Consider the following 12,950-nt stretch of genomic DNA (forward strand, 5'->3'; position numbering starts at 1 on the left):
CCCGTTACAATACCAACTTACAGAAAAAAACAAAGTGATGCGAGACTTGCACCAACACCCTATGGAAGATGGGGCTGCATTCCACCCGCACCCAGAAACTGGAGGTCAGTTTGAAAGGATCACTCTATCGGAATCTGCTGATATTCACCACTTTACTCATGGTCGGTTGTGCGACCACCCACCCGCTGGGCATCAAGGATGGCGACTGGCAGCAGATGAGCCAGCAACAGCAACATGAAGCCCGCATGCAGCAGGCCCGACTGGATGAAATTGAACGACAACGGCGTGCTGATCAGGCCGAAGCCCGACGCCTGCAGGAGCTGGCCCACCAGGCAGAGCTGGAACGCATCCGCCAGAATCCACGTTTTGGTGACATCATCCAGTGCAGTGTCAGCAATGGCCAGACCTACACCAGCAGTGATTGGCACCCGGCCCAGCCCATGGCATTTGAGCTGGTGCGCGGTGAAACACGGGAAGTGTTGTTTCCACGTGCCGACCGACCGACACAACAATCGCGTGGCACGGCCAGTTTTGATGGCCTGACCGTGAAAATCTGTCGTCCGGTGGAGCGTGATTGTTCGGTGATGGCAGGGACCGAAAGTGAATACCGTCGCGGCAAAACCCAGTCCATCCGTTCTGCTCGACTGATCAGGGGTGAGCTGCGCTGCCAGTTTCCCCGCGGTTATTAAAGCAACTGACAGTAACAGAAAAGGCCGGATCATCCGGCCTTTTCTGTATTTCAGACACGCCTCAGAGGTTGGCGAAAAACACCACCAATACGCCAATCGGTGCAATGTAACGGGCAATCAGATTCCACAGGCTGAAGTCGTAAATATCCAGCCCCAGTTCCTGACGCACCTGCTCCTTGTCCAGACACCAGGCCACAAACAGGATCACACCCAAGCCGGTCAGTGGCAGCAGGAACTTACTGGTCAGGGTATCCAGCAGATCAAAAATACCCAGCCCCAGCAGGGTGAAGTCACTCAGCACATTAAAGGACAGCAGCGCCAGAATACCCAGCGCCCAGGCAGCCACACCGGAAACCAGGGTGGCGCCCATGCGGCTTAAGGGTGTGCGCTCTTCAACAAACTCCACCACTGGCTCCAGCAGAGAAATGGCTGATGCGATAGCGGCAAAGGTCAGCAGCACAAAAAACGCCACACCCACCAGCCAACCAGCTGTGATGTTGCCAAATGCCACCGGCAGGGTGACAAAAATCAGGCCGGGGCCCTGACCCAGATCCAGGCCATTGGCAAATACAATCGGGAAAATGGCCAGACCGGCCGCCAGTGCAATCACTGTATCCATGATCACCACAGTACGGGCTGACTGCAGCAGGCTGACATCTTCACCCAGGTAAGAGCCGTAAGCCATCATGATGCCCATGCCCAGTGACAGGGTGAAAAAGGCATGGCCCAGTGCTGCCAGAACAATACCACCATTCAATTGTGACCAGTCAGGTTTGAACATGAATGCCAGTGCATCCATGAAACCGCCGGTGGTCATGCCGTAAATCACCAGCAACACCAGCAGCACACCCAGTGCAGGCATCAGGGTGCGGGCAGCCGCTTCCAGACCACCGGTGACACCACGGGCCACAATGCCGATGGTGATCAGCATGAACAGGCTGTGCCAGAAAATCAGCAGTCCGGGGCTGGCCAGCAGACCACCGAAAATGGCGCCAATGCCATCACCGTCCTGACCACTGAAGTTGCCGGTCACAGCATCCTTGATGTAGGCCAGCGACCAGCCACCGATCACACTGTAGAAGGACAGAATCAGGAAAGCCGCCAGCACACCACCCAGACCAACCAGTACCCAGACGCGACTGCGATGATTATCTGCAGCCAGTTGCTGCATGGTGTGGATGGGGTTTTTCTGGCCACGACGGCCCAGCAGCCATTCACCGACCAGAATCGGCAGACCGATCAGAAAAATACAGGCCAGATAGATCAGCACAAAAGCAGCACCGCCACTGTCGCCGACCATGTAGGGAAACTTCCAGATATTACCGAGACCCACCGCCGAGCCTGTGGCGGCGAGCACAAAACCCATGCGGGACGACCACTGGGCATGCACCTTGTTTGCAGTTGTCATGTAAAAAACCTCAAGACCCCGTTTCTTATTGATTTCAGGCCTGCTGATCCACCACCACTGACTGGATCCAACACAGACAGAAACCAACAGAAAACATCAGTTGCCTCCGGGGTTTGAGACAACAGAAGGTCTGGCAGGATCACTGCTGCAAACAGTCAGCGGTACCAGCGGATAAACCGGCACCTGCAACTTTCCGGCTGATCGATCTGACCGGTTGGAAAGTAATGGCGGGCATTTTGCCCCAAACAGGCGTTCGGGTCACCTGAAACGGCGTTGAAAAGACGACTTTCCCTGTAACCCTCTGGTAAACTTGGTTCCATTATTTTATTGATCCCGTTTTCCGGAGTAACCGATTCATGACGCAGCCCAGCGCCCCTGAGCAGAACCCTGCCACTGAAACCGAAAAGCCCTGGGGAGGGCGCTTCAGCGAACCAACCGATGCCTTTGTGGAAGGCTTCACCGCCTCGGTTAATTTTGACAAGCGCCTCTATCATCACGACATTGAAGGCTCCATTGCCCATGCCACCATGCTGGCCAAGGTTGGTGTGCTGACCGAAATGGAGCGGGATGCCATCGTGCAGGGCCTGAAGGACATCCGCGCCGAGATTGAACGTGGCGAATTCCAGTGGTCAGTGAAACTGGAAGATGTTCACATGAACATTGAGTCCGCCCTGACCGCCCGCATCGGCATCACCGGTAAAAAACTCCACACCGGCCGCTCACGCAACGACCAGGTGGCCACCGATGTGCGCCTGTACCTGCGTGATGAAATTGACACCATTGCTGCCGAATTGACGCGTCTGCAAACCGGTCTGATTGATCTGGCCAGCCGTGAAGCCGATACCATCATGCCAGGGTTCACTCACCTGCAGACCGCCCAGCCAGTCACCTTTGGTCATCATCTGCTGGCCTGGAATGAAATGCTGCAGCGGGATTACGAGCGATTGATCGACAGCCGCAAGCGGGTCAACATCCTGCCGCTGGGCGCTGCCGCACTGGCGGGCACCACCTACCCGATTGACCGGCTGATGACGGCCGAATTACTGGGTTTTGAGCGCCCCACCGAAAACTCACTGGACTCCGTCTCCGACCGGGACTTTGCCATCGAATTCTGCAGCTTTGCCAGCCTGCTGCTGATGCACCTGTCACGCATGAGTGAGGAACTGGTGTTATGGACCAGCTCCCAGTTCAACTTCATCAACCTGCCGGACCGCTTCTGCACCGGCAGCTCCATCATGCCGCAGAAAAAAAACCCGGATGTGCCTGAGTTGGTGCGTGGCAAGAGCGGACGGGTGTATGGCCACCTGATGAGCCTGCTGACCCTGATGAAGTCCCAGCCACTGGCTTACAACAAGGACAACCAGGAAGATAAAGAGCCACTGTTTGATGCCATCGACACCGTTAAAGGCTGCCTGCGTGCCTTTGCCGACATGGTGCCAGCCATTGAACCACGCCGTGAAGTGATGCACGAAGCAGCCCGCCGTGGTTTTGCCACCGCCACCGATCTGGCTGATTATCTGGTGCGCAAGGGTGTGCCTTTCCGGGATGCCCATGAAATTGTCGGCAAGTCAGTGGCCTTTGGTGTGGCGGAGAACCGCGATCTGGCTGACATGACACTGGCGGAACTGCAGCAGTTTTCAGACATCATCGGTGCCGATGTGTTTGAGGTACTGACGCTGGAAGGCTCGGTTGCGGCCCGTAACCACCTGGGCGGCACCGCACCGGAGCAGGTGCGTGCTGCTGCAGTGCGCGCCCGCAACCTGTTGCGTCAGCGTGCAGGTTAAAACCATGCGACTGCTGCCACTGTTTTTGCTGTTGCTGCTTCTGGCTGCCTGCGGCCAGAAGGGTGACCTTTACCTGCCGCCTGCGGCCAGTCTTCCAACCCCTGATGCACGAGTCTGATCACCATGGATTTTTTCAATTACAACAATGGCCAACTCTTTGCTGAAGACCTGAGCGTCAAAGAACTGGCTGAAGCCTTCGGCACCCCGCTTTATGTGTATTCCCGCGCCACCCTGGAGCGACATTACCGTGCTTATGCTGACCCGCTGGCCAATCAGCCGCATCTGATCTGTTATGCCGTGAAGGCCAACTCCAACCTGGGTGTGCTGAATGTGCTGGCACGCATGGGTGCCGGTTTTGACATCGTTTCTGCCGGTGAACTGGAGCGGGTGCTGGCTGCCGGTGGTGATCCGGCCCGAGTGGTATTTTCCGGTGTTGGCAAACAGGTTGGTGAAATCCGCCGCGCCCTATCCGTTGGCATCAAGTGTTTTAATGTCGAGTCCATTCCCGAGCTGCAGCGCATTGACTGCATCGCTGAGGAAATGGGGCTGCGGGCACCGGTTTCCATCCGGGTGAATCCAGATGTTGATCCCAAAACCCACCCCTATATTTCCACCGGTTTAAAAGCCAACAAGTTTGGTATCGGTTTTGAGCTGGCGCGTGAAGTTTATCGCCAGGCAGCAGCCATGCAGCACATTGAAGTGGTTGGTGTCGACTGCCACATCGGCTCACAGATCACCCAGATTGACCCTTTCCTGGATGCCCTGGATCGGCTGCTGGTGCTGATCGATCAACTGGCAGAAGACGGCATTCACATCCGCCACCTGGATCTGGGTGGCGGCCTAGGTGTGCGTTACAACGATGAAACGCCGCCCCTGCCAACCACCTATATTGAAGCCCTGCGTCAGAAACTGGGCAACCGTCAGTTTGAGCTGGTATTTGAGCCCGGCCGCGCCATTGCCGCCAACGCCGGCATTCTGGTCACCCGGGTGGAATACCTGAAAGAAGGCCAGGAAAAGCACTTTGCCATTGTTGATGCCGCCATGAACGACCTGCTGCGCCCGGCACTCTACAATGCCTGGCAGGCCATCATTCCGGTCACTGAACACCCCGATGGCACCACACGCAGTTGGGATATTGTCGGGCCGGTCTGTGAAACCGGAGACTTTCTCGGCAAGGATCGTGAGTTGACTCTCAAACCCGGTGACCTGCTGGCTGTACGCTCTGCCGGTGCCTATGGTTTTGCCATGGCCTCCAACTACAACAGCCGCAATCGCCCCGCTGAAGTGATGGTGGATGGCAGTGAGCGTTACCTGGTGCGCCAGCGCGAAAGTTACGAACAACAGATGGCAGGTGAATTCACCCTGCCGGGTCAGTGAGGGTTATCCATGCTGCTTCATTTCACCAAGATGCATGGGCTGGGCAATGACTTCATGGTGCTGGATCTGATCAGCCAGAAGGTTCGCCTGCGGCCGGAACAGATCCGTCGATTGGCCGACCGGCATTTTGGTGTTGGTTTTGATCAGTTGCTGACGGTTGAGGTGCCCACCACCCCGGATGCCGACTTCCGTTACCGGATTTACAACGCGGATGGCTCGGAAGTGGAAAACTGCGGCAATGGTGCCCGCTGTTTTGCCGTGTTTGTCCATGATCGCAAACTAACCAATAAAAATCGCCTGCAGGTCGAAACGGCCGGCGGCCCACTGATCCTGCTGATCAATGACAAGGGACTGGTAACCGTCGACATGGGTGTACCGCGACTACAGCCAGACCTGATCCCCTTTGCAGCAGAACATCAGGCCATCAGCTATCCACTGGAAGTAGCCGGACAGTCTCTGGAAGTGGGCGCGGTTTCCATGGGTAATCCCCATGCGGTACTTCGGATTGATGATGTTGCCCATGCACCGGTGGCCGAGTTAGGCCCGCAAATTGAAAACCACCCTCGCTTTCCAAAACGGGTTAATGCCGGCTTCCTGCAGGTGGTCTCCCGTAATCAGGGGCGCTTGCGCGTTTTTGAGCGGGGTGTTGGTGAAACCCTGGCCTGTGGCACTGGTGCCTGCGCCGCCATGGTTTATGGTCGGCTGCAAGGCTGGTTTGACTCGCGTGTGGAGATGCAGCTGCCCGGCGGTCATCTGCAACTGGAATGGCAGGGCGAAGGTCACCCGGTGATGATGACCGGCCCGGCCCAGAAGGTTTTTGAAGGACATCTGCATTTATGAACAGAGCAGACAAGGCGCTGGCATCCACCGACACAGCACTGGAAGCGGAACAGATTGAAAGCTGGCTGGCAGATCACCCAGACTTTTTTCTGGGTCGTGAACAGCTGCTGTGCAACATGCAACTGGAGCATGCCTGTGGTGACAGTGAGTCCTTGCTGCTGTATCAGTTGCAACTGCTGCGTCAGAATCTGAAAGATCAACAACAGCGCTACCAGCAGTTGCTCAACAATGCCCGTGACAATGAAAAACGTTTAAAAAGGGTAGAGCGCCTGCTGGTTAAACTGGTGGAGGCCAACAACACTGAAGAGCTGGTCAGCCTGCTGCAGGAACAACTGCAGCAGGACTTTGATATTCCACGCATCCAGCTCTGGAGTTATACCAACCTCAGCAGCCTGCCGCGTGCCAGTGAACAACAGCAACAGCAGCAACTGGATCTGCTGGGCCAGCACCAGGCCCGCAGCCTGACCCTGGAGCCAGGCGTAACCAGCCTGCTGGGCCTGGATGGCATGACCAGCGGCTCAGCCATCCTTTGCCGCCTCAGCCACACTCGCACCCTGGGCCTGTTGGTACTGGCACACCCATCAGTACAGCATTTTCGCCAGCAGGACACCCTCTTTGTAGAACACCTCTGCGCGGTGATCAGTCGTCTGCTATCGAGGGATCGGCTGGGATTTCGTCCTGACTGACGTCAGGCACTTCCACCTGCAGCTCCAGCCAGTCATCCAGCACTCGCCAGGCCTCTGCCATGCCTTCCTGTTTCAAGGAAGAAAACAACTGCACAGTAAACTGGCCATTCAACAGTTTTAATTCATTCCGCACCGTCTGCAACTGCTGAGCAGCCGGCCCCCGCTTGAGTTTGTCGGACTTGGTCAGCAGGATATGCACTGGCAGATTACGACTGGCCGCCACTTCCATCAGCTGATGATCAAACTCCGTCAGGGGATGGCGTACATCCATCATCACCACCACGCCACACAAACACTGGCGCTGACTGACATAATCGCCCAGGTGTCTGCCCCACTCCCGACGCATCGCCTCAGGCACCTTGGCATAACCATAACCGGGTAAATCCACCAAGCGGCGCTGCTCATCAATCTGAAAAAAATTGATCAACTGGGTTCGCCCAGGGGTTTTACTGGTTCGGGCCAGGCGTGAAGAGGTGAGGCAATTCAGCGCACTGGACTTACCGGCATTGGAACGACCGGCAAAAGCGATCTCCCAGCCCTCATCCGGCGGACATTGCGCCAGCGTCTGGGCGCTGATTAAAAAGCTGGCCGCCGCATAGTGCTTAGGCTGGGGCATCACGGGTGGGCGTGAAGCCGGTTGATAAATAATTTTCTGCTGGGGCTTTTTTTTCTTAACCGGGCGCATGGGGAACCATCAAACAGGGGAATTAAACAAAAGGGATTAGAGCTGCGGCATTCCAGTTGACGCAAGCCTTAGCTATAATGCGGAAACTTTTTGTGGTGATCAGTTTATCACCCGACGTCCACAGGCGCGATGCTGGTGCCGGTCAACGGACGACAGATTTTCAAGACTAGCCAATGATGAGACTGGATGAACGATGAAAAAACTACTGTTAGGTCTGACCCTCACTGTCGGTATCACCGGCCTGGTTCACGCAGCTGGCGACCCTGTTGCCGGTGAGCAGAAAGCTGCTGTTTGTGCTGCCTGCCATGGCGCCAATGGCGTCAGCATGGTTCCCAACTGGCCAAACCTGGCCGGACAGGGCTTTAACTATCTGGTTAAACAGACCATTGATATCCGCGATGGCCGCCGCGCAGTACCAGAAATGGTGGGCATTGTTGACAACCTGAGCGATCAGGACATTCGTGACATTGCTGCCTTCTATCGCCAGCAGCCTGCCAACCTGGGTCAGGCTGATCCTGCCCTGGCTGAGCGTGGCCGCGACCTGTACCGCGCTGGTGATCTGGCCAAAGGCATTCCAGCCTGCACCGCCTGCCACCTGCCCAACGGTGGCGGTAACGGCCCGGCAGCCTTCCCGGCTGTATCCGGTCAGCACCCGACCTACGCTGTTAATCAGTTGAAAGCCTTCCGCAATGGTACTCGTGACAACGACCCCAATGCCATGATGCGTCTGATTGCTGAAAAAATGAGTGACGCAGAAATGGAAGCTGTTGCTTCTTATATGTATGGCCTGCACGGAACCAACCGCTAAGCGGTGAATCAGAAAAGGGGCGTAAAGCCCCTTTTTGCTTTTTGGAGAAAACACCCCATGACCCGGCTTTTTCGAACCCTGCTGCTGGTTCTGCTACTTACCAGCACAACCCTGCTTGCCCAAAGTTACCGTACCCTGAATGAGCGTGTACCCACTCAGGTTGCATCTGGCAAAATCGAAGTCACATCCATTTTTTCTTATACCTGTCCCTTCTGTTATCAGCTGGAACCGCAACTGGAAGCCTGGGCTGCCAAATTGCCTGCTGATGTAGAAGTTGTGCACCTGCCGGCAGCTTTTAACAGCCAGTGGGAGCATCTGGCACGCGGTTATTACATCATGGATGCGCTGGACATCACCGAGCAGGCTCACATGGCCCTGTTTGATGAAATCCACCAGAAACAAAACAACCTGGGCAGTGTTCGTGCCATGGCTCAATTTTTTGAGCGTTATGGTGTGAAGGCAGAAGACACCGAGCGCCTTTACAGGAGTTTTGGGGTGGAAAGCCGCCTGCGCCAGGACACCGCTCGCCTGCGTGGTTATCGGGTAACCGGTGTACCGGCACTGGTGATTGATGGTCGTTATGTGATTGATGGTCAATCAGCGGGCAGCCTGCCCAACATGCTCAAGGTGGCCGACCAGGTGATTGAACAGGTTCGCGCCAGCCGTTAACACCCCCCTCAGCATCCGGCCAGCCCTGCCAGCCCGAGCACCACCGCATAACGCAGGGCTTTGCCAGCACCCACCAGCAACAAAAAAGTTAACCAATGCACACGCAACACACCCGCCACCAAGGTTAACGGATCACCTACCACTGGCAACCAGGCCAGAAACAGGGACCACTTGCCCCAGCGTGCAAACCAGCGCTCTGCTTTAAGGCGTTGATGGGGCTTTACCGGAAACCAGCGGCGGGTTTCATAATGCAGCAACCAGCGCCCCATCCCCCAGTTCACAAAAGAACCAAGGGTGTTACTGACACTGGCCGTCAGCCACAATGCCCACAACACCTGACCACTGCATGACTGGGCCACAACCAGTGCTTCGGAACCACCCGGCAGCAGGGTTGCCGATAAAAAACCCACCAGAAAGACCCATAACAGGCCTTGTTCTCCAGAAAATGCTTCAGACACTTGAAAAAACCTGTAAAAGACCGTAAAAACTAGCAATCGTTGCAGGGAATCATACAGAAGGGCATCAAGGGATGGCAGAGGGTTACAGCTTGAAACGGACAAACGAGCATATAAACACTATTATGAGTATCCAACCCTCAGGCACACAGTGGTCTTGCTGTGAATATATCAGACGATAATCATGGACAAAGCGCTTCCCAGAGTGGAAGGGCACAGAATGAACAGGAATCCTGGGCTAACAATCAGAAAACCCATTCTGAAGAAGCCAAGGAAAGTCGTGCTGCCCGAGAAAAGGAACGCCTGCTGTGGGAAGAAGAAGAGCGGCTGAAAAAAATCGAAGAGCGAGAGCGGGTAGAAAAAGAGCGCCTTGAAGCAGAGCGCCGCGCCCTTTACGCCGAACTTGAAGGGCTGGATTACGACCTGCTGTCTCTGGTTGACTACCCCACCGATCACGAACTTTATGCCGCCAAACGTGCGCGCACCCTCTGGTTTATTGCACTGGGTTCAGCCCTGTTCCTGTTTTTAGCCAGCCTGCTCAGCCTGACCAGCCCCTGGGTAGGTGGCATTGCCGGTGGTATTGCCTTTGTGCTCTGGTTAACCCATGGTGCGGGCATGATGTCCTATTTCCCGTCACTGAACCGTTATCCCAATCTGGTCACTCAACGCAAACGCCTGAAGCGCGATCTGATCGAATACATCCGCAACCTGGAGGGTCGTCAGGGTTACATGCACCGCATTTATCCACTGGTTCAGTTTAATCCGCGTCTGGGTGCCCGTAAATTCAAACGCCTGGCACTGATGTCCAAAGAGCACACCCTGTTAGCCAACCTGCGCACCCTGCAGGATACCCGTGCTTACCATGAATACATGGTGGAAGCCCTGCGTGGTTATCAGGAGTTGCTGCAACAGGAAAAAGAAGACAAGTTCGTGGAATCCATGGATTTTGATCCCGAGTTGCTGGAAGAAAAAGCCCAGCAACAGGCCCAGAAAGACAATACTGCTGCTCCTGCTGAACAAAAGGAGTCACCAAAAGCAGCACAGGAACCAGATCCCACCCTTTTCACTCCTCGCGACCAGGGTTAGAGGCCACCCCGGCACTTTCTGCCCCTTCAGCGGTCTGTAACAACGGAAGCCTTACAACACAACTGATCCTGAGGAGTCGTTGTATGCACTGGTTGAATAAAATCCCATACTTCACCGTTTCATTGTTTCTGGCTGCCTGGCTGGTTTTGGCAGCCACTTCTGCCCAGGCTTCAGTCAAGATTGAAGGGGTCAGCTTTGCCAGTCAGCTGAATACCTCTCCCACTTTGCAGCTGCAGGGTTATGGGTTGCTGCGTTACCGCTGGGTCATCAAGGCTTATGTGGCTGCCTTTTATCAGACCGATACCAGCCTGGCTGCTGAAGACATGAGTGGTGGCAAACACCTGGAAATTGAATACTTCCACGCCATTAAAGCCGGCGGTTTTGCCAAGGCCACAAGGGACGGTGTCAGAAGCAATACCGATCAGGCCACCTATGCTGCCATCGAAGCCGACCTGGAAGCTTTTCTTGAGCTTTACCAGGACGTACAACCCGGTGATCGTTATGCCCTGACCTGGTTTCCCGATCAGGGCATTAGCCTGAATCTGAATGGTGAAGCGCTGGGGCGTTTCAGTGATGAACGACTGGCACGTGCCCTGTTTGCCATTTGGCTGGGTGAAAACCCCGGAGATGAGCGATTAAAACAGGCATTGCTGGGTGGTTAATCACGCACGACCCCACTCAGTTAAGCACATCACCACAAAACCAGCAGCTAGCCTGTTCAGGTGCCAGAGAATCAAAGCGGCTTTAAACCCACCTGGGTGATGTGGTCACCATCCACAGCCACCACCACCCAGCGAATGCCGTGCCACTCCATCTGGTCACCCACCACCGGGTGGCCACCAAAACGCCGCGTCAACAGCTCACCCAGGGTCAGACTGGCCTGATCAGGACTGATGGTCAGACCATAAAGATCGGCAACATCCTTCAGCGGCGCATCACCAGACAGGGTGAAATCGCCAAAAAAACTGCGCGCCTTTTCCTTGCTGGGCTGGGGTTCTTCATTAAACATCTTGCTGAACACCGGCAGATCTGCTTCCCGCCCGATAATACAAAGCTGGTCACCCTGTTGCAGCCGTGTACTGCCCGACGGGTGAATCAACTGATGATCTCGGAACAAGGCACCGATCCTGGCTCCTGAAGGAAAGCGTAAACGCCTGAGCTCCACGCCATCCAGGGTTTCACTTTTCACCGAATAAACAAACACCTCATAGTCATCCTCGGCAAACACACCCAGCAGACTACGGCGCTTTGGCATAAATTCAGCGGGGACTTCAACCTTTAACCGTTTGGCGGCCCAGGGCAGACTGGTGCCTTGTATCAGCAGAGAAATCAGCACCACAAAAAAGGCGATATTAAAATAGAGCCCGGCATCCTCAACCCCGGCTATCACCGGAAAAATGGCCAGTACAATGGGCACCGCACCCCGCAGTCCCACCCAGGAAATAAAAGCCAGTTCACGCCAGTTGAAACTGAAAAAGGGCTTCAGACAGATCAATACCGCCAGTGGACGAGCGATCAGAATCATACCCAGCGCCAGCAACGTGGCGGGCAAGGCGGTGGCCAGCATCTCATGGGGAGTGACCAACAGTCCCAGAATCAAAAACAGGCCGATCTGGCTTAACCAGGCCAGACCATCATGCACCGGCAGTATGTGTTGCAACTTGGCCGAACGGCTATTACCAATCATCAGGCCAGCCAGATAAATCGCCAGAAAACCACTACCCCCCAACAGGTTGGTGGTGGCAAACAATCCCAGCCCGGCACCGGTTACCAACAAGGGATACAGGCCCGTTGGTAACTGGAGTTTTTTCAGTACCCAGGCAAACAACCAGCCACCAGCAAGTCCCAGTGGTAGCCCAATACCAAACTGCTTCACAAACATCAGCAGGGCACTGAGTGGATCAGCCACCTCCTGAGTCAACAGGGTGATCAGGGTAATGGTCAGGAAAATGGCCATCGGGTCGTTGGTGCCGGATTCAATTTCCAGCGTGGCACTGACCCGCTCGTTCAGGTGCACACCCTTGCCACCCAGCATCGAAAAAACTGCCGCAGCATCGGTTGAACCTACAATGGCACCAACCAGCAATCCCTGCAAAAGGGTCAGATCAAAAATCCACATCGCCAGCAGCCCGGTCAGGCCACTGGTAACCACCACACCCAGAGTGGCCAGCGACAGGGCCGGTCTCAAACCCACCCGGAAGGTTTTCATCTGGGTGCGCATGCCACCGTCCAGCAGGATCACTGCCAGGGCCAGATGGCCAATCACATATGCAGCTTCAAAGCTGGCAAAGTCCAGCCCGATACCATCTTCTCCGGCCAGCATGCCTACGCCCAGAAACAGCAGCAGCAGCGGCATGCCCACTCGTGCTGAAATAACACTGGCAACAATGCTCAGGCACAACAGCAGGGAAGCAATCAGAAAAATGCTATTCAGGTTATCCACAGGTGCAGGGCATCCGGATG

General features: G+C 55.4%; 14 protein-coding genes. 10 read left to right on the forward strand and 4 right to left on the reverse strand.

The genetic code is table 11. The features are described 5' to 3' along the window. Positions 1–110 precede the first annotated feature (110 nt). Entirely contained in the window at positions 111–689 is a 579-nt protein-coding gene (locus tag BT114_RS10490) for a hypothetical protein (protein ID WP_143142822.1), read from the forward strand. A gap of 61 nt (positions 690–750) precedes the next feature. Here the strand turns inward: BT114_RS10490 and BT114_RS10495 are convergent, their stop codons facing one another. Beyond that, complete coding sequence (locus BT114_RS10495; protein ID WP_072326425.1) at positions 751–2,097, reverse strand: sodium-dependent transporter; 1,347 nt, start codon at positions 2,095–2,097, stop codon at positions 751–753. Positions 2,098–2,453: 356 nt separating this feature from the next. Here BT114_RS10495 and argH point away from each other — a divergent pair, with 356 nt between their 5' ends. From argH to BT114_RS10520, 5 genes are read left to right on the forward strand one after another with little or no spacing between them, the layout of a single operon-like run. Continuing rightward, positions 2,454–3,881 (forward strand): argininosuccinate lyase, encoded by a 1,428-nt coding sequence (gene argH, locus BT114_RS10500; protein WP_072326426.1) that lies wholly within the window; start codon positions 2,454–2,456, stop codon positions 3,879–3,881. 4 nt (positions 3,882–3,885) lie between these two features. Beyond that, positions 3,886–3,999, forward strand: a complete 114-nt coding sequence (gene lptM, locus BT114_RS10505) for an LPS translocon maturation chaperone LptM (protein ID WP_084662151.1) — start codon at positions 3,886–3,888, stop codon at positions 3,997–3,999. 5 nt (positions 4,000–4,004) lie between these two features. Further along, positions 4,005–5,258: a diaminopimelate decarboxylase gene (lysA, locus tag BT114_RS10510; protein WP_072326427.1), complete on the forward strand. Its 1,254-nt coding sequence runs from the start codon at positions 4,005–4,007 to the stop codon at positions 5,256–5,258. A 9-nt stretch (positions 5,259–5,267) separates the two neighbouring features. Continuing rightward, positions 5,268–6,098: a diaminopimelate epimerase gene (dapF, locus tag BT114_RS10515; protein ID WP_072326428.1), complete on the forward strand. Its 831-nt coding sequence runs from the start codon at positions 5,268–5,270 to the stop codon at positions 6,096–6,098. After that, positions 6,095–6,784 (forward strand): DUF484 family protein, encoded by a 690-nt coding sequence (locus BT114_RS10520; protein WP_072326429.1) that lies wholly within the window; start codon positions 6,095–6,097, stop codon positions 6,782–6,784. The genes dapF and BT114_RS10520 overlap by 4 nt, the downstream gene beginning before the upstream one ends. Here BT114_RS10520 and yihA read toward each other — a convergent pair. Further along, positions 6,738–7,400: a ribosome biogenesis GTP-binding protein YihA/YsxC gene (gene yihA / locus BT114_RS10525; RefSeq protein WP_072326484.1), complete on the reverse strand. Its 663-nt coding sequence runs from the start codon at positions 7,398–7,400 to the stop codon at positions 6,738–6,740. The two genes, BT114_RS10520 and yihA, sit on opposite strands and share 47 nt — an antisense overlap. A gap of 262 nt (positions 7,401–7,662) precedes the next feature. Here yihA and BT114_RS10530 point away from each other — a divergent pair, with 262 nt between their 5' ends. Then, a complete protein-coding gene (locus BT114_RS10530; protein WP_072326430.1) occupies positions 7,663–8,277 on the forward strand; it encodes a c-type cytochrome in 615 nt (204 codons plus the stop codon). 57 nt (positions 8,278–8,334) lie between these two features. After that, the gene (locus BT114_RS10535; RefSeq protein ID WP_072326431.1) at positions 8,335–8,946 is read left to right on the forward strand and encodes a thiol:disulfide interchange protein DsbA/DsbL; all 612 of its coding nucleotides are present in this window, start codon (positions 8,335–8,337) and stop codon (positions 8,944–8,946) included. Between the two features lie 8 nt (positions 8,947–8,954). On the opposite strand, the gene BT114_RS10540 is transcribed toward BT114_RS10535, so the two are convergent. Continuing rightward, positions 8,955–9,404 carry a YqaA family protein gene (locus BT114_RS10540; protein ID WP_245770432.1) on the reverse strand — a complete coding sequence of 150 codons (450 nt, stop codon included), beginning with the start codon at positions 9,402–9,404 and terminating at the stop codon, positions 8,955–8,957. A gap of 159 nt (positions 9,405–9,563) precedes the next feature. Here BT114_RS10540 and BT114_RS10545 point away from each other — a divergent pair, with 159 nt between their 5' ends. After that, complete coding sequence (locus tag BT114_RS10545) at positions 9,564–10,487, forward strand: hypothetical protein (RefSeq protein WP_072326432.1); 924 nt, start codon at positions 9,564–9,566, stop codon at positions 10,485–10,487. Positions 10,488–10,570: 83 nt separating this feature from the next. Then, entirely contained in the window at positions 10,571–11,149 is a 579-nt protein-coding gene (locus BT114_RS10550) for a chalcone isomerase family protein (RefSeq protein WP_072326433.1), read from the forward strand. Between the two features lie 71 nt (positions 11,150–11,220). Here the strand turns inward: BT114_RS10550 and BT114_RS10555 are convergent, their stop codons facing one another. Beyond that, a complete protein-coding gene (locus tag BT114_RS10555) occupies positions 11,221–12,930 on the reverse strand; it encodes a potassium/proton antiporter (RefSeq protein ID WP_072326434.1) in 1,710 nt (569 codons plus the stop codon). Positions 12,931–12,950: the final 20 nt, after the last annotated feature.

This window comes from Marinospirillum alkaliphilum DSM 21637 (genome assembly GCF_900119735.1).
GTDB lineage: Bacteria > Pseudomonadota > Gammaproteobacteria > Pseudomonadales > Halomonadaceae > Marinospirillum > Marinospirillum alkaliphilum.